15 protein-coding genes and 1 tRNA gene are annotated in these 21,239 nt (G+C 61.0%); 9 read left to right on the top strand and 7 right to left on the bottom strand.

Annotation, left to right across the window (positions count from 1 at the left end; all coding sequences use genetic code 11):
- Window positions 1-44 precede the first annotated feature (44 nt).
- Window positions 45-2,777, bottom strand: coding sequence for a DNA gyrase subunit A (gene gyrA / locus VWY34_RS11755; protein WP_416544354.1), 2,733 nt, complete (start codon window positions 2,775-2,777; stop codon window positions 45-47).
- A 223-nt stretch (window positions 2,778-3,000) separates the two neighbouring features.
- Between gyrA and VWY34_RS11760 the strand changes: the two genes are divergently transcribed.
- From VWY34_RS11760 to pgl, 3 genes are all read left to right on the top strand, one after another.
- Complete coding sequence (locus VWY34_RS11760; RefSeq protein WP_340545525.1) at window positions 3,001-3,270, top strand: usg protein; 270 nt, start codon at window positions 3,001-3,003, stop codon at window positions 3,268-3,270.
- Between the two features lie 278 nt (window positions 3,271-3,548).
- Entirely contained in the window at window positions 3,549-5,033 is a 1,485-nt protein-coding gene (gene zwf / locus VWY34_RS11765; protein WP_340545526.1) for a glucose-6-phosphate dehydrogenase, read from the top strand.
- Window positions 5,030-5,701 (top strand): 6-phosphogluconolactonase, encoded by a 672-nt coding sequence (gene pgl, locus VWY34_RS11770; protein WP_416544355.1) that lies wholly within the window; start codon window positions 5,030-5,032, stop codon window positions 5,699-5,701. The genes zwf and pgl overlap by 4 nt, the downstream gene beginning before the upstream one ends.
- A 25-nt stretch (window positions 5,702-5,726) precedes the next feature.
- Here the strand turns inward: pgl and VWY34_RS11775 are convergent, their stop codons facing one another.
- The 4 genes from VWY34_RS11775 to VWY34_RS11790 form a co-directional block, all read right to left on the bottom strand.
- Window positions 5,727-6,203: an acyl-CoA thioesterase gene (locus VWY34_RS11775; protein WP_416540193.1), complete on the bottom strand. Its 477-nt coding sequence runs from the start codon at window positions 6,201-6,203 to the stop codon at window positions 5,727-5,729.
- A gap of 135 nt (window positions 6,204-6,338) precedes the next feature.
- A tRNA-Gly gene (locus VWY34_RS11780) sits at window positions 6,339-6,412 on the bottom strand.
- A gap of 87 nt (window positions 6,413-6,499) precedes the next feature.
- Complete coding sequence (locus tag VWY34_RS11785; protein WP_416538735.1) at window positions 6,500-8,596, bottom strand: ASKHA domain-containing protein; 2,097 nt, start codon at window positions 8,594-8,596, stop codon at window positions 6,500-6,502.
- Between the two features lie 150 nt (window positions 8,597-8,746).
- The gene (locus VWY34_RS11790; protein WP_416544356.1) at window positions 8,747-9,922 is read right to left on the bottom strand and encodes a CaiB/BaiF CoA transferase family protein; all 1,176 of its coding nucleotides are present in this window, start codon (window positions 9,920-9,922) and stop codon (window positions 8,747-8,749) included.
- Window positions 9,923-10,171: 249 nt separating this feature from the next.
- Between VWY34_RS11790 and guaB the strand changes: the two genes are divergently transcribed.
- From guaB to VWY34_RS11805, 3 genes are all read left to right on the top strand, one after another.
- Window positions 10,172-11,620 carry an IMP dehydrogenase gene (gene guaB, locus VWY34_RS11795; RefSeq protein ID WP_340545531.1) on the top strand — a complete coding sequence of 483 codons (1,449 nt, stop codon included), beginning with the start codon at window positions 10,172-10,174 and terminating at the stop codon, window positions 11,618-11,620.
- A 68-nt stretch (window positions 11,621-11,688) separates the two neighbouring features.
- On the top strand, window positions 11,689-12,900 hold the full coding sequence (locus VWY34_RS11800) for an RsmB/NOP family class I SAM-dependent RNA methyltransferase (RefSeq protein ID WP_416544357.1): 1,212 nt from the start codon (window positions 11,689-11,691) through the stop codon (window positions 12,898-12,900).
- A gap of 93 nt (window positions 12,901-12,993) precedes the next feature.
- Window positions 12,994-15,303, top strand: a complete 2,310-nt coding sequence (locus VWY34_RS11805; RefSeq protein WP_340545533.1) for an ATP-binding protein — start codon at window positions 12,994-12,996, stop codon at window positions 15,301-15,303.
- A gap of 64 nt (window positions 15,304-15,367) precedes the next feature.
- Here the strand turns inward: VWY34_RS11805 and VWY34_RS11810 are convergent, their stop codons facing one another.
- A complete protein-coding gene (locus VWY34_RS11810; protein WP_416540188.1) occupies window positions 15,368-15,961 on the bottom strand; it encodes a gamma-glutamyl kinase in 594 nt (197 codons plus the stop codon).
- A gap of 204 nt (window positions 15,962-16,165) precedes the next feature.
- On the opposite strand from VWY34_RS11810, the gene recA reads away from it, so the two are divergent.
- The 3 genes from recA (at window position 16,166) to VWY34_RS11825 (ending at window position 20,475) form a co-directional block, all read left to right on the top strand.
- Complete coding sequence (recA, locus tag VWY34_RS11815; RefSeq protein WP_340545535.1) at window positions 16,166-17,233, top strand: recombinase RecA; 1,068 nt, start codon at window positions 16,166-16,168, stop codon at window positions 17,231-17,233.
- Between the two features lie 224 nt (window positions 17,234-17,457).
- The gene (alaS, locus tag VWY34_RS11820) at window positions 17,458-20,109 is read left to right on the top strand and encodes an alanine--tRNA ligase (protein ID WP_416544358.1); all 2,652 of its coding nucleotides are present in this window, start codon (window positions 17,458-17,460) and stop codon (window positions 20,107-20,109) included.
- A 78-nt stretch (window positions 20,110-20,187) separates the two neighbouring features.
- Window positions 20,188-20,475 carry a DUF1330 domain-containing protein gene (locus VWY34_RS11825; protein ID WP_340545537.1) on the top strand — a complete coding sequence of 96 codons (288 nt, stop codon included), beginning with the start codon at window positions 20,188-20,190 and terminating at the stop codon, window positions 20,473-20,475.
- Between the two features lie 108 nt (window positions 20,476-20,583).
- On the opposite strand, the gene VWY34_RS11830 is transcribed toward VWY34_RS11825, so the two are convergent.
- A complete protein-coding gene (locus tag VWY34_RS11830; protein WP_416535950.1) occupies window positions 20,584-21,165 on the bottom strand; it encodes a VOC family protein in 582 nt (193 codons plus the stop codon).
- Between the last annotated feature and the right edge of the window lie 74 nt (window positions 21,166-21,239).

The raw sequence follows: 21,239 nt of genomic DNA on the forward strand, positions 1-21,239 counted from the left end.
CGAGGGTGGCGTTTTGAAGTTTTGGCAGATGATCCCGGGCGGGATCAGGCCTCTGCGCTGGCGGCGGTATCCGCGTCTGGCAGATCGTCGTCATCGTCGGATTGCTCGGCAATCCAGGCAACCGAGACAACCTCTTCGCCCTTGGCAGTGTTGAACACCCGCACGCCACCGGCGGAGCGCGACCGGAAGGAAATGCCATCAACCGGCACCCGGATCGATTGCCCCTTGGAGGTGGCAAGCATGATCTGGTCATCCATCTCAACCGGGAAGGAGGCAACAATGGCACCGCCGCGCATCGCCTTGTCCATTGCGGTGACACCCATGCCACCGCGGCCACGTACCGGGTAATCATGGCTGGAGCTGAGCTTGCCCGAGCCGCCGGAGGTAATGGTCAGGATCAGGTTCTCGGAGGCCGACATCTCGGCATAGCGCTCCTGGCTGATGGCGCCTGCGACGGCCTCTTCCTCGTCACCTTCGCCATCATCAGTCAGACCTGCCACCGCGCGGCGCATCTTGAGATAGGCGGCGCGTTCCTCGGGCGAGGCTTCGAAATGGCGGATCACCGACATCGACACCACATGGTCATCACCAGTCAGGCGGATGCCGCGGACACCGGTCGATTCACGTGAGTTGAAGACCCGCACATCAGTGGTGCGGAAGCGGATCGCACGACCGGAGTCGGTGAACAGCATCACGTCATCATCTTCGGAGCAGATCCGGGCATTGACCAGCTTGACCGAACCATCCTCGGGCAGCTTCATCGCAATCTTGCCGTTGCGGCGTACATTGGTGAAATCCGACAGCCGGTTGCGGCGCACATCACCGCCGCTGGTGGCAAAGACCACCTGCAGGTTTTCCCATTCGTCATCCGGCACATCGACGGGCATGATCGCCGCGATGGACACCCCGGTGGGGATCGGCAGGATATTGACGATTGCCTTGCCTTTTGAGGTACGGCCGCCCTGTGGCAGACGCCAGGTCTTCAGCTTGTAGACCATGCCATCAGTGGTGAAGAACAACAGCTGCGTGTGGGTATTGGCGACAAAAAGGTTGGTGACAACATCCTCTTCCTTTGTCTGCATCCCTGACAGACCCTTGCCGCCGCGCTTCTGCGCGCGGAAATCGGCAAGCGGGGTCCGCTTGATATAGCCGCCACTGGTGATCGTCACGACCATGTCTTCGCGTTCGATCAGATCTTCGTCGTCCATATCACCGGACCAGTCGACGATCTCGGTGCGACGGGGAACCGCGAAATTGTCACGCACTTCGCGCAGCTCGTCGGAGATGATGCCAAGGATCCGCTCACGCGAGGAGAGAATTTCAAGGTATTCCTTGATCTTACCCGCCAGTTGTTCCAGCTCGTCGGTGACTTCCTTGACGCCGATCTGGGTCAGACGCTGCAGCCGCAGTTCCAGAATGGCGCGGGCCTGAACCTCGGAGAGGTTATAGGTGCCATCGTCATTCATCGTATGGGTCGGGTCGTCGATCAGACGGATATAGGGCGCAATATCTACGGCCGGCCAGCGCCGGGTCATCAGCTTGTGCCGCGCCTCGGCTGCATCCGCAGAGGCACGGATGGTCGCAACCACCTCATCCACATTGGAGACAGCAACTGCCAAGCCGCACAGAATATGGCTGCGTTCACGCGCTTTGCGCAGATCATAGGCGGTGCGCCGGGCAATCACATCTTCGCGGAAATCAAGGAAGGAGGTCAGGAACCGGCGCAGCGTCAGCTGCTCGGGACGCCCACCGTTCAGCGCCAGCATGTTGCAGCCGAAATGCGTCTGCATCGGCGTGAACCGGTAGAGCTGGTTCAGCACCACCTCGGCGGTGGCATCGCGTTTCAGTTCCACGACCACACGCACGCCGTTGCGGTCAGATTCGTCCTGCACGTGGGCGACGCCCTCGATCTTCTTCTCGCGCACCTGCTCGGCGATTTTCTCGATCATCGCGGCCTTGTTCACCTGATAGGGAATCTCATCCACGACAATGGCATAGCGGTCCTTGCGGATTTCCTCGACCCGCGTCTTCGCACGGATAATGACGCTGCCGCGCCCCTCAAGATAGGCCTTGCGGGCACCGGAGCGACCCAGCATCAGCGCGCCGGTCGGAAAGTCGGGGCCGGGGATATAATCGATCAGCTGCTCGCTGGTCAGATCGGGATCCTCGATCAGCGCAAGCGTGGCGTCGATCACCTCGCCGAGGTTGTGAGGAGGGATATTCGTGGCCATGCCGACGGCAATACCGCCAGCGCCATTGACCAGCATATTCGGGAAACGCGCGGGCAGTACCGTGGGTTCACGGTCCTTGCCATCGTAGTTGTCCTGAAAATCGACCGTCTCTTTTTCGATGTCCGCCAGCAGCGAGGCTGCGGGTTTGTCCATCCGCACCTCGGTGTAACGCATGGCCGCCGGGTTATCGCCGTCCATCGAGCCGAAGTTGCCCTGACCGTCCAGAAGCGGCAGCGACATGGAGAAATCCTGCGCCATTCGCACCAGCGCGTCATAGATCGCGGAGTCACCATGGGGGTGGTATTTACCCATGACATCACCAACCGGACGCGCCGATTTGCGATAGGGTTTGTCATGCGAGTTTCCGACCTCATGCATGGCGTAGAGGATCCGGCGATGAACCGGTTTCAGACCATCGCGCAGGTCGGGAATGGCGCGGCTGACAATAACCGACATCGCATAATCGAGATACGATGTGCGCATCTCGGATTCGATGGACACCGTCGGGCCGTCGTATTTGGGCCTTGCGGGTTTGTTTTCGTCCATGTTTTCAGGAGTTTCCGGCGTATCGTTCACGTTGGCTGCCCGTTGTTATTATTGGGTCTATATATTGTGCCAGCACCTTAACAGACAGGGCATATAAGGCGCAAGCAAGCAGGGGTTTTCACCCGGTCAATGACCGATGTTTTTGGGCAAGGAGCTGTATTCGTTCAGAATTAACCCATTGCGTGCTAGTGTGGAATGGGGGGATCCGTAAGGGAGACCTGAAATGAAGGAAAGCGAAACCGAACTGATGCTGAAGGGTTACGGTCTGACCACGGCAGAGATGACCTATCATATGCCGGATCACACCCATGTCCTGAACACCTTTATCTGGCAGGATTATGATCTTGCACCGGACCATCCGCGATTGTTCAAATTCATTGAATTCTGGCACCGTGAGATCGACGGCCCGCTTCATTCTGTCCGATTTACCCATCGCAAGATGATCAGCCCCGGAGAGTGGCGCCACGTCAAAGGCGTGTTGCAGATCCACTGACAGCGCCCCATTGCACGGTCCCCGGTGAAGACGCTGGGGGCTGAGCAGAGCTGAGCCATCTTACCTGCGGCCGCTTTCCAGCTGTGCTGCTGTTACTTCGGCGTGCCGGAGAGCTGTTTTCTTTCACTGGCAACTGCTTATACTGGCGCCGAATAGAACCGAAAACAGGTGGGCCCAGCTGGTTGGCGCCCGCTTCTGTGACGGTTTGCGGCCGCGTGCATGTGCCTGAGGCGCATCTCGCCGCGGCGTGGAATCTCAGGGGTGAGAGAAGGCGCATCATGGTTTCTCGTGTTATTCCGGTTCAGGCCTTCGATCTGGTCATATTTGGCGGTACCGGCGATCTGGCGCAGCGCAAGATTCTGCCCGCCTTGTTCCGGCGCCATTGCGCGGGCCAGCTGCCACAGGATGCCCGTATTCTGGGCGCGGCGCGGGGCGACCTTGGCAGTGACGGGTATCGCGATCTGGTCCGCCGCGCCTTGCAGGATGAGAGCGGCGCCACAGATCTGGCGATGCGCGCCGCTGAGCTTGAGCGGTTTCTGGCGCGGCTGGACTATCTTGCCATTGATGCCACCGAGACAGCAGGCTGGCGCGCGCTGGCGCAGCAATTGGGCCGGCCGACGACGGACCGTGTGCGGGTGTTCTACTTTTCCGTCGGGCCAACTCTATTTGCACCGCTGGCCGAACAGATCTGGGCCCATGAACTGGCCGATGATCACACCCGAATCGTGGTGGAAAAGCCGTTCGGGCATGATCTTGCCTCGGCCAAGGCGCTGAACCGTACGCTCGCCAGCCATTTCGATGAAAGCCAGATCTACCGTATTGATCACTACCTGGGCAAAGAGACAGTGCAGAACCTGATGGCGATCCGATTCGGCAATATGCTTTTTGAGCCTCTGTGGAATAGCCAGTATGTTGATCATATTCAAATCACAGTGGCTGAATCGGTGGGTGTAAGCGGCAGGGAGTCGTATTACGACAAATCCGGCGCGATGCGTGACATGATGCAGAACCATCTGATGCAGTTGCTCTGCCTGATTGCGATGGAGCCTCCGGCGAAGTTTGATCCCGACGCAGTACGTGACGAAAAGCTTAAGGTGATCAGGGCGCTGGAACCGGTGGAACCGCACCATATCGTGCGCGGCCAATATACCTCTGTTGAGGGGGCGGAGCCGGGTGCGGATCTTTCCTATCGCGAAACCGCCGGTGATCCGCGCTCGACCACCGAAAGCTATGTGGCGCTGAAGGCGCATATCAGCAATTGGCGATGGGCGGGCACGCCGTTCTATCTGCGCACCGGCAAGCGGCTGGTGGCGCGATCCTCGGTGATCAATGTGTTTTTCAAGGATGCTCCACATTCGATCTTTGGTGCTGATGCCGGGCGCCATGCCAATCTGCTGACCATTCGCCTGCAACCGGATGAGGGCATCACCCTCAAGGTGACCATCAAGGAGCCGGGGCCGGGCGGTATGCGGTTGATCGACGTGCCGCTGGATATGAGCTTTGCCCAGGCGCTGGGGGCCGATATCGACGGCGCGCCGGATGCTTACGAGCGGTTGATCACCGATGTGATCCGGGGCAATCAGACGTTGTTCATGCGCGGCGACGAGGTCGAAGCGGCCTGGGCCTGGACCGATCCCATCATTGCGGGCTGGACATCGCGCGGAGATGTGCCAAAACCCTATGATAGCGGTAGCACCGGGCCGGGGGATGCGGATCTTCTGATGCGGCGCGATCAACGGGAATGGCGGGGGATCAACCCATGAATATTATCGAATATGCTGATCGGGACATGCTGGCCATTGATGTGGCCAATCAACTGGCCGGTGACCTGAAAACCCATCTGCTGCATCATGACAGCGCGTCTTTTGCCGTTGCGGGCGGCACCACGCCTGCGCCGATTTTTGACGACCTCTGCGCTGCCGATATTGACTGGGCGCGGGTGCGCCTCATGGCGACAGATGAACGCTGGGTGCCGTCTGACAGCGCGCGTTCCAATGCCCGGATGATCCGTGAACGGCTGTTGGTCAACCGCGCCGCTGCGGCGAGGTTTCTGCCGTTCCATGTGCCCGCGCGCGCGCCCGAGGAGGTGCTGGCCGAAGTCGAAAGCCAGATCCAGCCGGATCTGCCGCTGTCGGTGGTGCTGCTTGGTATGGGCGAGGACATGCATACCGCTTCGCTGTTTCCCGGCGTCTCCGGGCTGGCCGAGGCTCTGGCTGCGGATGCGCCGATTTTGGCGGTGATGCGGCCCGACAGCCAGCCCGAACCGCGTGTCAGCCTGTCGGCGCGTGTATTGGACGCTGCGATTGCAAAACATCTGGTGATTTATGGCGATGCCAAGCGTGAGGCATTGGAACGGGCAAAATCTCTGCCGCCCGAAGAGGCGCCGATTCAGGCGGTTTTGTCAGAAATGACAGTGCATTGGGCGCCTTAAGTGATGTGACCATCTGCTGCTCGGCTCAGGCCTCTGCGACTGCGCCGTCCTGCTCCATCAGGGCGGCGCGCAAACTGTCGGGGAGCGGATAGCCTGCGCGTCCATCTGGCGAGCGCAGCACCATGACTCCTGTCATCCTGGCACGCAGATCGCCTGACCAGATCTGTTGTTCCATGACATATGAAGTGCGCCGGAACGACACCACACGGGCGGTGGCGATATAGCTCTCATCCAGCACCATCTCTTTGACATAATGGACATTGGCGTTGCGCAATACATTGCGTGGCGTGGGCATGCCCGTGAAATGGGGCGCAAAAAACCGATCATAATAGGCCACGCGCAGGGTTTCGAACCAGCTCAGATAGGCCTTGTTATTGACGTGGTGCAGAATGTCCAATTCAGAGAACCGCACCCGATCCGCCATGGCAAGCGGCTGCGGCGTCTCCAGCCCGTGATGGCGTTGCGCTTCGGGGCTGAGCGGGGTGTGAAAAATCAGATCCATGGCCCTGTCGGTAGAAGGAATGGCGGCAGGTCGCAAGTCGACTTGCGGCGTAACTATGTGGGAAACGCCAATCACGCGCCGCAAAATCCAGCGAAAGATCAATGGCTTGGCGCAGTGTTCTGATCTGGGAGACTTTGGAGCGGGTAACGAGAATCGAACTCGTAACTAAAGCTTGGGAAGCTGCCGTGATACCTTTTCACCATACCCGCGCCAATAAGGGCTGATTACCGGTTTCGCCGGGGAGGGTCAAGCGCACAACCGCCCTCCAACCAGCAAATTTGAACCGTCAACAGACGCTAGCCACGGCGCCGGCGGCGACGGCGTCCGCCGTCGTCACCACTGTCACCGCCGCCACTGTTGAAGTTGACATCCGGCAGGGTGACGATGCTGTTGAGGATCGGGAATGGCTCCATGGAATTGGGGATTGCGGAGGCATTCACGAAATGCTCCTGAAAGCGTGGTTCCACAGCGGTTTCGACCTTCTCGATCTGCTGCACGGTGGCCTCGATCTCGGCGCGGGCAGCGGTGTTGAGGAGCGCGATCCGTGCGCCGGTGCCTGCCGCATTGCCGGCCGAGGTAACCTTGTCGAGCGGGCAATCCGGGATCATGCCCAGAACCATCGCATGTTTTGCTGAGATATGCGCGCCAAAGGCACCGGCAAGGACAACCCGGTCCACCTTGTCTATCCCGAATTTGTCCATCAGCAGTCGCGCGCCAGAGTAGAGCGCGGCCTTTGCCATCTGGATGGCGCGGATATCCGGGTTGGTCACGGTGATGGTCGGGCCGCCGTCGGCCGAGCCATCCCACAGGAGATAGGCATTGGTGCGCCCGTCCTGAATGCAGCGCGTGCTGCCGGTCTGTTCGGCAGATCCGATCAGACCGGAGGCATCCAGAATGCCCGCAAGTCGCATCTCGGCAATGGCCTCGATGATGCCGGAGCCACAGATGCCGGTGATCCCGGTCGTGGCGACAGCCGTGGCGAAACCGTCCTCATTGGACCAGAGCTCAGAGCCGATGATGCGAAACCGCGGCTCCTTGGTGACGGGATCAATCTCGACACGTTCGATCGCACCGGGCGCGGCGCGCTGGCCGCTCGAAATCTGCGCGCCTTCAAAGGCTGGGCCGGTGGGGGAAGAGCAGGCCAGAACCTTTTCCTTGTTGCCCAGTAGGATCTCGGCGTTGGTGCCCACATCGACCACCAGCACCAGATCCTCGGATTTGTCCGGGGCTTCCGACAGCGCCACCGCAGCAGCATCAGCGCCGACATGGCCAGCGATGCACGGCAGCAGGTAGACACGGGCAGCCGGGTGGATGTTCAGCTCCAGCTCGCTTGCGCGCAGAGCCAGCGAATTGGATGTCGCCAGGGCAAAGGGCGCCTGGCCCAGCTCAAACGGATCAATGCCAAGGAACAGGTGGTGCATCACCGGGTTACAGACAAAGACCGCATCGACGATCAGCGCCTTGTCAATACCCGCTTCAGTCGCGATCTGGGTGAACAGCGCATTCATGCCCTCGCGCACGGCGCGGGTCATTTCCTGATCGCCGCCTTTGTTCATCATCGAATAGGAGACCCGGCTCATCAGGTCTTCGCCAAAGCGGATCTGCGGGTTCATGATGCCGGAGGAGGCCACGACCTCGCCGGTCTGCAAATCACACAGATGCGCGGCGATGGTGGTGGAACCGAGGTCAACAGCAAGCCCGTAGATCGAGCCTTCGTAGAAGCCGGGCCAGATGTGCATGATCTTGGGCGGGTGGTTTGCATCGCCCAGATGCACGGCCACGGTGACTTTCCAGCCGCCCTTGCGCAGGGCAGGCTGCAACACGCTTAGGATATGCAGGTCGGTTTTGACCCCCTTCAAGTTCCACTGGCTGTCCAGCGCCTCGATCAGCCGCTCCATATCGCCGGTGGGCTTGTGCATGTCGGGTTCTTCCACCTCGACATAATAGAGCCGGGTGGAGGGGTTCATGGTGATTTCGCGGGCCTCTGCGCGTTTGCGCACCACCTGGCGGTGGACCTGGCTTTCAGGTGGCACGTCGATCACCACATCGCCCTGCACCTGTGCCTGACAGCCCAGCCGCCGCCCGTCGATCAGCCCGCGTTTGTCCTTGTAGCGCTGTTCGACCTTGTTCCACTCGGTCAGCGCATCATCGGCGACGGTGACTCCATGTTTGGAGAACTCACCATAAGAGGGCGTGATCTGGCATTTCGAGCAGATGCCTCGGCCGCCACAGACCGAATCCAGATCGACGCCGAGCTGTCTGGCCGCGGTGAGAACCGGGGTGCCAACCGGAAACCGGCCCCGTTTGCCCGAGGGGGTGAAGACCACCAGCGGATGGGACGCGGGATCAGTTGCGGTCTCGGTCGGGATCTCGGTGACGGGATCGTTTGCCATGCCTGTACCTATCTTGCTTGCGCGGTTTGGGCGGAGCATATGGCGTTTTTTGCGCGAGGGAAGGCGGCGCGCGTCATTTTGCGGTCTCCGGGCGTCATTTCTGAGCGCATTTGCTCAAAACTGGCGCCCCTTTGGCGGCGTCACGGCGATCTAAGGGGTCCGTGCCGGAGACTCGCCCGTAGTCGCAGCCAGCCAGCGCAGGATGTCGGCCCGGTCTTCGTCCAGTTTCGGAGCGGGCCTGCGGGTCGTTGCATCGGGCAGCTCGGAGAGTTTGACCGGATTGCCTGCGGCCTTGAACCTCGGTGTGCCGTCTTTGTCGCAGACATCCACCAGCATATTGCGCGCCAGGATCTGCGGGTCCTGCATTACCTCGGCCACCGATTGGATCGGGCCGGTGGGCACACCTGCGCGCTGAAGCAGGTCGATCCAGTGGCTCGCCGGCTGATCCAGCGTGACCGCCTCGATCAACCGTTTGAGGAGACGGGCATTTTCACAGCGCGACTGATTGTCGGCAAAGCGCGGATCATTGGCCAGCGGCAGTTCCAGCGCGGTGCAGAGGGTGGCAAAGAGCGCGTCATTCCCGGCAGCAATCACGAACAAACCGTCGCTGGCGTGAAAGGTTTCAAACGGGGTGATCGACGGATGGCGGGCGCCCGAAGGACGCGGCGGCTGACCCGTTACGGAGGTGATTGCCACTGCATGTTCCAGCAGCGCAAGCTGGCTGTCGAGCATCGAGATATCCACTTTCTGCCCCGGCGCGCCGCCGCGCACCGCATAAAGCGCGGCCAGAACCCCCTGACAGAGAAACATGCCAGCCGCGATATCCCCGATGGAGGCGCCGACGCGAACCGGTTCGCGGTCGCGCTCGCCGGTGATCGACATCACACCCCCGCGCGCCTGCACCACCATGTCGTAGGCCGGGCGCAGCCGGTCAGGCCCGCTGTGACCAAAGCCCGAGACGGCGCCATAAACCAGCTTGGGAAACCGGTTGTGCAACGCCTCCCAGCCGTAGCCCAGCCGCTCCATCACGCCGGGGCGAAAGTTCTCGAGGATCACATCGGCCTCGTTCAGCAGCTGATCGAAGATACCGCGATCTTCCTCGGCGCGCAGGTCCAGCGCGATGCTTTCCTTGCCATGGTTGATGGTGGCAAAATAGGCGCTTTCGCCGTCCTTGAAGGGCGGGAATGCACGGGTATCATCACCCAGGCCCGGTCGCTCCACCTTGATGACCCTTGCGCCGAGATCCTTGAGCGTCATCGAGGCATAGGGACCTGCCAGAACATGGGTGAGGTCAAGAACAACAATGCCGGATAGCGGGTAAATCATCGGGGTCTCCTGTTTGCTCTGTCCGCGCGCCCTTGGTGGCGGATTGGCGGCGGGCCTGCCTTGATACAGATCAGCCGGGCGACGGGTGTGCGGAGGCGCGGTCGGGGCGTAGAGTCACGCCAAGGGCCGTTCGTCACCGGCAAGAGAAACCCGCGCAATTCTTCCGATTTTCCGGTTCGGCCTCTTTTCCCCCTTCGGCTTCTGTGCCATAGGGTCATCGCCAAACGGGGTTTTGCATGGGGATGACAAATGCAGATTCGTGAGGCTCTCACATTCGACGATGTTCTTCTGGTACCGGCTGCGTCCAGCGTTCTGCCGAGCACTGCGGATACCCGCACGCGGGTGACCGGTGGCATCTCCCTTAACATACCGCTGCTCAGCTCTGCCATGGATACGGTGACAGAGTCGCGTATGGCCATCGCCATGGCGCAGGCCGGCGGCATGGGTGTCATTCACAAGAATCTCGACCTCGAAGAGCAGGCCCGCCAGGTGCGCCGCGTGAAACGCTTCGAGAGCGGCATCGTCTACAACCCGATCACCCTGACCGCCGATCAGACCCTGGCGGATGCCAAGGCTCTGCAGGAGCGCTACCGCGTCACCGGTTTCCCGGTTGTGGACAATGACGGCCGTGTGGTTGGCATCGTGACCAACCGCGATATGCGCTTTGCCACTGACGACAATACGCCGGTTTCGGTGATGATGACTTCTGACAATCTCGCGCTGCTGCATGAGCCGGCCGAGCTGGAAGAGGCCAAGTCGATGATGAAGGCGCGTCGCATCGAAAAGTTGCTGGTCACCGATAAGGCTGGCAAGCTGACAGGTCTGCTGACACTCAAGGATACTGAACAGGCGGTTTTGAACCCCACCGCCTGCAAGGATGATCTGGGGCGCCTGCGTGTCGCGGCGGCCAGCTCGGTCGGCGACAGCGGCTTTGCCCGTTCCGAGGCGCTGATTGATGCAGGTGTTGATATCGTCGTTGTGGATACGGCCCATGGCCATTCGGCAGGCGTCATCGACGCGGTGAAGCGGATCAAGGCGCTGTCCTCCAAGGTGCAGGTCGTGGCAGGTAACGTCGCCACAGCCGCCGCAACCAAGGCGCTGATTGATGCTGGTGCGGATGCCGTGAAGGTCGGCATTGGTCCCGGCTCCATCTGCACCACACGTATGGTGGCGGGTGTCGGGGTGCCGCAGCTGACCGCGATCATGGATTGCGCAGGCGCTGCCGGTGATATTCCGATCATTGCCGACGGTGGCATCAAATTCTCCGGCGATTTTGCCAAGGCGATCGCGGCAGGGGCGTCCTGCGCGATGGTCGGTTCGATGATTGCGGGCACGGATGAGTCCCCCGGTGAGGTGATCCTGTATCAGGGGCGCTCGTTCAAATCCTATCGCGGGATGGGTTCGCTTGGCGCAATGGCGCGGGGGTCTGCGGATCGCTACTTCCAGAAGGATGCGGCCAGCGACAAGCTGGTGCCGGAGGGCATCGAAGGGCAGGTGGCCTATAAAGGCTCGGCCGGGGCGGTGATCCATCAGCTGGTTGGCGGGTTGCGGGCCGCCATGGGCTACACCGGCTGTGCCACGGTCGACGAGATGCGCAAGAACTGCGAATTTGTTCGCATCACCGGCGCTGGTCTGAAGGAAAGCCACGTTCATGACGTGCAGATCACCCGCGAAAGCCCGAACTACCGTATTGGCTGAGCCAGCCAGGGAGATCCCCCGATGACCATCGTCGCCATGACCAACCGCCATTACCCAGAGGCCGGGGTATGACCCCGGCTGCCCGCCGTCAGGCCGCGATTGAGATCCTTGATCAGATCCTGACGGGACAGCCTGCCGAGAAGGAGCTGACGGCCTGGGCGCGGCGGAGCCGATTTGCGGGGTCCAAGGACCGGGCAGCGGTGCGGGATCATGTTTTTGACGCGCTGCGCAGCCTGCGGTCCTATGCAGCCCTTGGTGGCGGCGGTGGTGCCGCACCTGTCTCTGACGGCAATACGACCGGTCGACAGCTGATGCTGGGGGCTCTGCGCGCAGAAGAGGTTGATCCGGCCGATATATTCACCGGCGTGGGCCACGCACCGGCGCCGCTGGACGCCGCCGAACAGGCGCTGTTGCAGACCGCGCCGCAGATGGGGCAGGCTGAAGAGCTGAACATGCCCGACTGGCTCTGGCCTGCATTTGAAGCCAGCCTTGGCAGCGCCGCCGAGACTGCGGCACGCGCATTGCAGGAGCGGGCCCCGGTGCATCTGCGCGTCAACCGCAGCCATCCTGATCAGGCCACAGCGATTGCGCGACTGGCAGAAGAGGGCATCCTTGCTGAACCACATCCGGCGGCGGCCACGGCCCTCTCTGTGACCGAAGGCGCTCGCAAGCTGCGCAACAGCGATGCCTATACAAACGGATTGGTCGAGTTGCAGGACGCGGCAAGCCAGGCGGTGATCGAAGCACTGCCGCTGGCGGATGGCCTGCGCGTCCTTGATTTCTGCGCAGGCGGCGGCGGCAAGAGCCTGGCCATGGCGGCCCGGGCCAGTCTGGACGTCTTTGCCCATGACATCGCGCCTCAGCGGATGAAGGATCTCCCGACCCGTGCTGCGCGTGCCGGAGCCGCCATCACGTTGCTCGCCCCCGGTGACGTGGAAGCCCGCGCGCCCTTCGATCTGGTGCTCTGCGACGCGCCCTGTTCCGGCTCCGGCTCATGGCGGCGTGCGCCCGAGGGCAAGTGGCGGCTCACGCAGGAGAAACTGGATGAGCTCTGCGGGATCCAGGCGCAGATCCTCAGCGATGCCAGCCAGTTGGTTGGCGCTGGCGGTGTGCTGGCCTATGCAACCTGCTCGATGCTGGATGTGGAAAACCGCGCGCAGGTGGATCGGTTTCTGGCCGAGAATCCGGGCTGGCAGTTGCAACAGGATCACGGCTGGCAGGTCCACAATGGAACCGACGGTTTCTATGTTGCCGTGATGGTCCGTTTGGGCGACGATTGACCACGCTATATGCAAGCCATACGCTGCATTCTTAACGCAGTTTTAACTTAATTCGTCTCGATATAAGCAGATCAATTCATCGAGGGAGCCGCAATGAACGGTCGCCAAGCTTCACCCGTTCCCCAATTGCGCGTCTACACGCCAGAACACGCTCGTCTGGCGGCGGTCTTGCTGTTGTCGGCCATGGTCATCACGGCGCCCTGGCTGCTACAGACCCCGGACTGGATCACCCGCGGGCTGGTCACGGTTGGCCTGACGCTGATTGCGGTGGCCCTGATGATGCTGATACAGGCCCGCACACGTCTGCGCGCACGGGCGGTGGCGACAGCGCTTCTTACCGGCTTTATCGACAAGGATGCGACCGCAACCTTCGTTTGTGACGATGACGGTATGATCCATGCTTCGAACGGGGCCGCGCGCAAGCGTTTTGCCGATGTTGATACCGAAACGCTGGCAGGGACACTGCGGTCCATCCTGGCCAATCCTTCGGCCGTGCTCTTTCGGATGCAGAGCCGCGCGCGTGTCGATGGCGCGGCGCGCGAGGATATCGTGACAAGACGCGGCCATGTGCGGCTGGCGGTCCATCAGATGCAGGGCGGCAGCTTCCTGTGGCGGGTCGAAGAAATCACCGATCGTCCGACAACCAGCCGTGGCGCCGATGCGGTGCCGATCCCGATGCTGACCATTGGCCGGACCGGCGCCGTCCTGTTCATGAATGAAGCCGCGCGCAGCCTGATCGGGGAACGGGTCAAATCCACTGATCGTCTTTTCCCCTCGCTGCCGGTGCTGTCCGGGCAGATCAACACGATGAGCACCAAAAGCGGGCTGATCGAGGTTCTGGTCTGCGAGAAGAACCGCAGCCAGGGTCGGAGCGAACTGTATTTTCTGCAGCTGGATGCCAGCGAAGCCTCAGTCGGTCAGGCCTCGCTCGAGAGCTTGCCGGTGCCCTTCGTCAAGGTGGATCCCAAGGGAACATTGCTTTCGGCGAATAAAATGGGGATGCACCTGCTTGGTATCAGCTCCTGCGGCAACCTGAATATCGGCCAGCTGATGGATGGACTTGGCCGTCCGATGTCGGACTGGCTGCGCGATACCGCCGAGGGTCAGGCCTCGCATAAATCCGAATTCCTGCGTCTCACCCGCCGTGACAAGGAAGTCTTTGTTCAGGTGACACTCACCCGTGTGATCGAAGAGGGTGAGACCGTTCTGATTGCGGTCTTGAACGATGCCACCGAGCTGAAGACGCTTGAGGCGCAGTTCGTTCAAAGCCAGAAGATGCAGGCGATTGGTCAGTTGGCCGGCGGTGTGGCGCATGATTTCAACAACCTGCTGACAGCCATCTCCGGGCATTGCGACCTGCTGCTGCTGCGGCACGATCAGGGCGACCAGGATTTCGGCGACCTGATCCAGATCCACGAGAATGCCAACCGCGCGGCCGCTCTGGTCAGCCAGCTCCTGGCCTTCTCACGCAAGCAGACGCTGCAGCCCGAAGTGCTGGATGTTCGCGATACCCTGTCGGATCTGACCCATCTTCTGAATCGCTTGGTTGGTGAGAAGGTGACATTGACGCTCAGCCATGATCCGGTGATGCGGTCGATCCGCGCCGACAAACGGCAGCTGGAGCAGGTGCTGATGAACCTGGTGGTGAACGCACGTGATGCGATGCCACAGGGCGGCGAGATCCGTATCGAGACCGAAGCGGTGGTTCTGGATGAACCGCTGGAGCGCAACCGTGCGGTGGTCCCCGCCGGTGACTGGGTCACAGTCAAAGTCTCCGACGAGGGTGTCGGTATCGCGCCGGATAAGCTGCAGAAGGTGTTCGAGCCGTTTTATACCACCAAACGGACAGGTGAGGGGACCGGTCTGGGTCTCTCAACCGCCTATGGGATTATCAAACAGACGGGCGGCTACATCTTTGTCGACTCGATCAAGGATCAGGGGACTCAGTTCACTCTGTTCTTCCCTGTCAACACGCAGCCCGAACCAGAAGCCACAGTCACCGTGAACCCAGCTGCCAAACCGGTTGCGGCACAGCACGGCGAGGGGGTTGTTCTGCTGGTCGAAGACGAAGCGCCGGTGCGGGCCTTTGCCTCGCGGGCTCTGCGGATGCGCGGCTATACGGTTCTCGAAGCCGAATCCGCTGAGGACGCGCTGCGCACGCTCGAAGATCCGGGTCTGACCGTTGATGTATTTGTCACCGATGTGGTGATGCCGGGAATGGATGGGCCGAGCTGGGTGCGTGAGGCGCTGAAGACACGGCCCGACACCCGCGTCGTCTTTGTCTCGGGCTACGCCGAGGGGGCCTTTGGCGAGGCAGAGCCGTCGGTGCCGAACTCGGTGTTCCTGCCCAAACCCTTCTCGCTGAACCAGCTGACCGAAACCGTACATGAGCAGCTACACTAGGCAGTCCCCCCGGAGCGGCCCGGGGTGGCGTCTGCCGCCCCTTTTGGCCGGTCGCCCGCGTGTCTTAGGTCAGGCTGTCGTAAAGGTCGAACTCCGCCGCGCGTTTACGCCGGACAATTTCCAGCGCCGCCTCGCTTGGGCGTAACTGCGCTTTCGGGCTGACATTCAGTCTGGGCAGGTCGATGCGGGTCTGTAGCCGCTCCTGTAGAAATGACTGCAGAGTCTCTGGGGCCTCGTAGCGAAACAGATGAGTGACCGCGCAGCCATTGGGCTGCGGCTCGAGGAATTTCGCCTGGCTGCCGACGTCGGCATGGGCTGGCGGCTTGCCCTTGCAGGCGTCTCGCAGAAAATCGTCAAAACTGATGGTTTGGGTGCTGTTGGGATGATCGCGCAGATCGTCGCGCTGACGAAACCGGTACCAGCTGCCCAGCCAGCTGACAGGTTCACGCATGACGGCAACCAGCTCCATCTCGGCGTCACAGACCTTTGCCAGCATCGGGCGAATCCAGCGATTGTAGCGATAGACCGGCGCGTGTTTCAGCTGCGGCGGATTGGCAAACACCATGTCGGCACGGCTGGCCAGAGCGGCGTGATAGGCGGTTGTCCCGGTTTTGGGCACGCTCAGCAGAGCCAGCCGTTCCTTGAAAAAGATGAGCATAGCGTGAAATTTCCGCAGCAAATGATCGGTGTCTCCCTTGGATAACACTCTCTTAACCCTCTTGGCCACCAGATCGGTATGGGAGTGATCATGTAAGATTTCCGTTGCAATGTTCTCTTTTTGATCTCATATAGAACAAGAGGCGAACAAAGCAGTGATTGCCGCCCGGTCGCGGGTGTGACACATAGAAAGGGACAAGGGACTATGGCGGATCTTTTGACCATGAAAGACAATAAGAAGAGCGGCGACAAACAAAAGGCGCTGGACAGCGCTCTGGCGCAGATTGAGCGGCAGTTTGGCAAGGGCTCGATCATGAAGCTGGGCGATGGTAATCCCCTGGCCGAGATTGAGGCCTCTTCAACGGGATCGCTGGGGCTGGACATTGCGCTTGGCATTGGCGGTCTGCCGATGGGCCGCATTATCGAGATTTACGGTCCCGAAAGCTCGGGCAAGACAACGCTGACTCTGCACTGCATTGCAGAGCAGCAGAAGAACGGTGGCGTCTGCGCCTTTGTGGATGCGGAACATGCGCTGGACCCGCAATATGCGGCGAAACTGGGTGTTGACCTTGATGAGCTGCTGATCTCGCAGCCCGACACCGGCGAACAGGCCCTGGAAATCACGGACACTCTGGTGCGGTCCGGCGCGGTGAACATGGTGATCGTGGACTCCGTGGCAGCCCTCACTCCGAAATCGGAGCTGGAAGGCGACATGGGCGACAGCAATGTGGGCGTCCAGGCTCGCCTGATGAGCCAGGCGATGCGCAAGCTGACCGGCTCCATCAGCCGCTCCAAATGTATGGTGATCTTCATCAACCAGATCCGCATGAAGATCGGTGTGATGTTCGGCTCGCCGGAAACAACAACCGGTGGTAACGCACTGAAATTCTACTCCTCGGTGCGTCTGGACATCCGCCGCATCGGCGCGATCAAGGACCGTGACGAGGTGGTCGGCAACGCAACCCGCGTCAAGGTCGTGAAGAACAAGGTGGCGCCTCCGTTCAAACAGGTTGAATTCGACATCATGTATGGCGAAGGCATCTCCAAGATGGGCGAACTGCTGGATCTGGGCGTAGCGGCTGGTGTTGTCGCGAAATCCGGGGCCTGGTTCTCCTATGGTGATGAACGGATCGGGCAGGGGCGTGAAAACGCCAAGACATACCTGCGGGAGAACCCCCATATCGCCTATGACATCGAGGATAAGATCCGCGCGGCGCACGGGCTGGAGTTCCACCGTCCTGACGGCGCCGATGACGATATTCTGGAAGCCTGACACAAGGCTGATGACGCCTCTTGCCGGGTGATGAAAAGGGCAGCGGTTGCTCGATAAACACCGGCGCAGGCTGAAAAATCTGATCAAATCAGGGCGTGGATCACTCCGCGCCCTTTTTCATGCGGGTTTCACGGCGCCTTTCCGCACCGCGGCGCTGGACAGGCTCACTGGGGCCGGATACATCTTCCCGAACCGCTGAGACAGCCAGCCGAGAGATCCCGATTATGCCGACGCTCAATGATATTCGCTCCACCTTCCTGAACTACTTTGCCAAACAGGGGCATGAGGTGGTTGACTCCAGCCCTCTGGTGCCCCGCAACGACCCGACCCTGATGTTCACCAACTCGGGCATGGTGCAGTTCAAGAACTGCTTTACCGGCGTGGAAACCCGCGACTACAAGCGCGCGACCACAGCGCAGAAATGCGTGCGCGCCGGCGGCAAGCACAACGACCTCGACAACGTCGGGTATACCGCGCGCCACCACACGTTTTTCGAGATGCTCGGCAACTTCTCCTTTGGCGACTATTTCAAGCATGAAGCGATCCCCTTTGCCTGGGAGCTGATCACCAAGGAATTCGATATTCCGAAGGACCGGCTCTACACCACCGTCTATCACACCGATGACGAAGCCTTTGAGATCTGGAAAAAGATGGGTGTGCCGGAGGAGCGGATCATCCGCATCGCGACCTCTGACAACTTCTGGCAGATGGGCGACACCGGTCCCTGCGGTCCCTGCACCGAGATCTTCTACGACCACGGCGACCACATCTGGGGCGGCCCTCCGGGCTCGCCGGAGGAAGACGGCGACCGTTTCATCGAGATCTGGAATCTCGTTTTCATGCAGAACGAGAAATTCGCCGATGGCTCAATGGTCGATCTTGAGATGCAGTCCATCGACACCGGTATGGGTTTGGAGCGGATCGCGGCGTTGCTGCAGGGCACCCATGACAACTATGAAACGGATCTGTTCAGGTCGCTGATCGAGGCGTCCGCGAACGCGACGAACACCGACCCATTCGGGGATCACAACGTGCATCACCGGGTGATCGCGGACCACCTGCGCTCCTGCTCCTTCCTGATTGCCGAAGGCGTGCTTCCGTCGAACGAAGGCCGCGGCTATGTGCTGCGCCGGATCATGCGCCGGGCGATGCGTCATGCCTCGCTTCTGGGCGCCACCGATCCGGTGATGCACAAGCTGGTGCCGTCGCTGGTGCAGAAGATGGGTGCCGCCTATCCTGAGCTTGGCCAGGGCCAGGCGCTGATCGAAGAGACCTTCGAGCAGGAGGAAACCCGCTTCCTCAAAACGCTGGACCGTGGCCTGAAACTGCTGGACGAAGCCTCCGTCGATCTGGGCAAGGGCGACGTCCTACCGGGTGAGACTGCGTTCAAGCTCTATGACACTTACGGTTTCCCGCTCGACCTCACTCAGGACGCCCTGCGCGCCAAGGAGATCGAGGTCGATACCGATGGCTTCGATGCGGCGATGAAGGAGCAGAAGGAGAAATCCCGTGCTGGCGGCATCGGTCTTGGCGAAGCGGCGGATGTGAAGGTCTACTTCGACATTGTTGACGCGGTCGGTACAACTGACTTCCTCGGCTATGAAACCGAGAAAGCCGAGGGCCAGATCATGGCCATGGTCAAGGACGGTGCTCAGCTCCAAACCGCCGCTAAGGGCGACACGGTGCAGATCATCCTGAACCAGACGCCGTTCTACGGCGAAAGCGGCGGTCAGGTTGGCGACAGTGGCGTCCTGACGGTTGAGGGCGGTGCAGCCCGCATCACCGACACCAAGAAAGTAGAGGGGCTGTTCCTGCACATCGCCGAGGTGACCGAGGGCGACATCGCCGTCGGGCAGGGTGCTGCGATGGAAGTGGATCACGACCGCCGCAGCAAGATCCGCGCCAACCACTCGGCCACCCACCTGCTGCATGAGGCGCTGCGCAACGCGCTTGGCGAACATGTCGCGCAGAAGGGCTCGCTCAATGCTTCGGACCGGCTGCGCTTCGACTTCAGCCATAACAAGGCGATGAGCGCAGAGGAACTGACCAAGGTCGGCGCCGAGGTGAACGATTTCATTCGTCAGAACACGCCGGTTTCGACCCGGATCATGACCCCGGATGATGCGCGCGCGCTGGGTGCGCAGGCGTTGTTTGGCGAGAAATACGGCGATGAGGTCCGCGTTGTCTCCATGGGCCGCGCAGCGACGGGTAAGGGTCAGGACGGCGATACCTATTCGATTGAGCTGTGCGGCGGCACCCATGTGAAGCAGACCGGTGACATCGGCACCTTTGTCATTCTGGGCGATAGCGCATCCTCAGCCGGCGTGCGCCGGATCGAGGCGCTGACCGGTGCGGCAGCGGTGCAGCATCTGGAGCGTGAAGCAGGCCGTATGGCCGAGGTTGCAGGCGTCCTGAAGGCCCAGCCGGCCGAAGTCATGGACCGGCTGAAAGCCTTGATGGATGAACGCAAGGCGCTGCAGAACGAGGTGTCCCAGCTGAAACAGCAGGTCGCCATGGGCGGCGGCGCGGCAGGCGGATCCGCAACCAAGGAAATCGGCGGTAAAACCTTCCTCGGGCAGGCGCTGGAAGGCGTCTCTGGCAAGGATCTTCGCGGGTTGATAGATGCCCACAAGCAAAAGATCGGCTCAGGCGTGATCCTGTTGATTGCCAATGATGACGGCAAGGTCGCGGTCGCCGCGGGTGTCACCGACGATCTGACCGGCGAGATCTCTGCCGTAGATGTGCTGAAAGCGGCGGTTCCGGCTGTTGGCGGGAAGGGCGGCGGTGGTCGTCCCGATATGGCGCAGGGCGGCGGCAAGGATTTCTCAGGCGCCGAAGAGGCGATCAAGGCGGCCGAGGCGCTGCTGGCAGGCTGACCAACTGGTCAAAAAAACCTTGGTCTTTCCCGCAATCTGCCTAAGCTGCCGGGAAGATCATCACCAAAGGAGGCTCAGATGCCCGCACTCTGGATTGCGCATGTTACCGTCACCGATGCCGAGGCCTACGGCAAATACGCCGAGCTGGCGGGACCGGCCGTTGCCAAACACGGAGGGCAGTTCATTGCCCGTGGCGGTCGGTTTGTACAGCTGGAAGGCAAGGAACGCCCGCGCAATGTGGTAGCCCGCTTTCCCAGCGTCGATGCGGCGGTGGATTGCTACAACAGCCCAGAATACCAGGAGGCGCTGAGCCATGCGCGCGACGCCTCCGAGCGGGAGCTGATGGTGGTCGAAATCACCGAATGAGCGCGACATACCTGCGCGTCGGATCCCCTAAGGGACGATGCCTCCAGGAACGATGAAAGAGCGGCTTCTGGCCGCTCTTTTTTCATTTGCGCCAGCCCGGCCGGTCGATCAATAGGGATCGCGTGGCGCGCGGTTATCCGACAGCGAGGGCTGGCGCTGCTGAACAAGCTGCTCAATCGCCTCGGCCAGATGGATTTCCTGAATATGGGCGTCCCCTGCGGCCACCCGGACACGATGCGCGGTGATCATCACATCGGCGTGGGAGCATCCCATTGGCGGTTCGAATTTATAGCAGGCAAGCTCGATCAGAAGCCCCATCGGGTCCTTGAAGTAGATCGAATCCATAAATCCCCGATCCTTTGGTCCTGAATGCCCGATGCCGCGTTCGTCCAGCCGCTCGACCGCCTGGGCAAATGTCGCCTTTGAGACGTTGAAAGCCAGATGATGGACGCATCCCGGCTCCGTCGGGGTGCGGCGACGGTCAGCTGTACGGCGCTTGTTGGTGAAGACGGTGATCAGGCGCCCATCGCCGGGATCAAAATAGAGATGCCCCTCGTCCGGGTCATCCAGATTGGGTTGGTCAAAGATGAAGGGCATCCCAAGGACACCTTCCCAGAAATCAATGGATGTCTGCCGGTCAGCGCCGGTCAAGGTGATGTGGTGGACGCCTTGAACCTGTAGCTTGCGCATGCTGTCTCTCCCTGGTTAAACGCCTGATTTTGCAAAGGGTAGCACGCAGGCAGCAGATAGCAAAAAGGCCGCCC

This window comes from Phaeobacter sp. JH20_02, from assembly GCF_048056915.1.
Classification (GTDB): Bacteria; Pseudomonadota; Alphaproteobacteria; order Rhodobacterales; family Rhodobacteraceae; genus Phaeobacter; species Phaeobacter bryozoorum.

Excerpts from the sequence above, each read along its gene's own strand:
- gyrA (WP_416544354.1), bottom strand. The coding sequence starts at position 2,777 with ATGGACGAAAACAAACCCGCAAGGCCCAAATACGACGGCCCGACGGTG.
- VWY34_RS11760 (WP_340545525.1), top strand. The coding sequence starts at position 3,001 with ATGAAGGAAAGCGAAACCGAACTGATGCTGAAGGGTTACGGTCTGACC.
- zwf (WP_340545526.1), top strand. The coding sequence starts at position 3,549 with ATGGTTTCTCGTGTTATTCCGGTTCAGGCCTTCGATCTGGTCATATTT.
- pgl (WP_416544355.1), top strand. The coding sequence starts at position 5,030 with ATGAATATTATCGAATATGCTGATCGGGACATGCTGGCCATTGATGTG.
- VWY34_RS11775 (WP_416540193.1), bottom strand. The coding sequence starts at position 6,203 with ATGGATCTGATTTTTCACACCCCGCTCAGCCCCGAAGCGCAACGCCAT.
- VWY34_RS11785 (WP_416538735.1), bottom strand. The coding sequence starts at position 8,596 with ATGGCAAACGATCCCGTCACCGAGATCCCGACCGAGACCGCAACTGAT.
- VWY34_RS11790 (WP_416544356.1), bottom strand. The coding sequence starts at position 9,922 with ATGATTTACCCGCTATCCGGCATTGTTGTTCTTGACCTCACCCATGTT.
- guaB (WP_340545531.1), top strand. The coding sequence starts at position 10,172 with ATGCAGATTCGTGAGGCTCTCACATTCGACGATGTTCTTCTGGTACCG.
- VWY34_RS11800 (WP_416544357.1), top strand. The coding sequence starts at position 11,689 with ATGACCCCGGCTGCCCGCCGTCAGGCCGCGATTGAGATCCTTGATCAG.
- VWY34_RS11805 (WP_340545533.1), top strand. The coding sequence starts at position 12,994 with ATGAACGGTCGCCAAGCTTCACCCGTTCCCCAATTGCGCGTCTACACG.
- VWY34_RS11810 (WP_416540188.1), bottom strand. The coding sequence starts at position 15,961 with ATGCTCATCTTTTTCAAGGAACGGCTGGCTCTGCTGAGCGTGCCCAAA.
- recA (WP_340545535.1), top strand. The coding sequence starts at position 16,166 with ATGGCGGATCTTTTGACCATGAAAGACAATAAGAAGAGCGGCGACAAA.
- alaS (WP_416544358.1), top strand. The coding sequence starts at position 17,458 with ATGCCGACGCTCAATGATATTCGCTCCACCTTCCTGAACTACTTTGCC.
- VWY34_RS11825 (WP_340545537.1), top strand. The coding sequence starts at position 20,188 with ATGCCCGCACTCTGGATTGCGCATGTTACCGTCACCGATGCCGAGGCC.
- VWY34_RS11830 (WP_416535950.1), bottom strand. The coding sequence starts at position 21,165 with ATGCGCAAGCTACAGGTTCAAGGCGTCCACCACATCACCTTGACCGGC.